Below are 289 nucleotides of genomic sequence, written 5' to 3' on the forward strand. Positions count from 1 at the left end.
GCTGCTCGACAGCGATACCGTAGGCATTACCATTAATCCTGTAGTGGATATTGCCGATGACGCTTTTGCGACCAATGAAGACACCGCTGTGACTCTTGACGTGAATGCCAATGACAGTTTTGAAAATGCCGGACATACCATTACCGCCATTAACGGTACAGCCATCGCTGTAGGCGGAAGTGTGGCTGTGGCTAACGGCAGTGTATTGCTCAATGCCGACGGTACTTTAAGTTTTAGCCCAGCCGCTAATTTCAATGGAACTACTGATTTTACGTATACCGTGACTTCT

The 289-nt window shown here is 47.8% G+C and carries 1 protein-coding gene; it reads left to right on the plus strand.

Annotated features, from left to right (window positions below; all coding sequences use genetic code 11):
- The coding region (locus Lwor_RS13880; protein ID WP_169792195.1) for an Ig-like domain-containing protein at positions 1–289 on the plus strand (289 nt) is incomplete at both ends.

Source organism: Legionella worsleiensis, from assembly GCF_001467535.1.
GTDB classification, from domain to species: Bacteria; Pseudomonadota; Gammaproteobacteria; order Legionellales; family Legionellaceae; genus Legionella; species Legionella worsleiensis.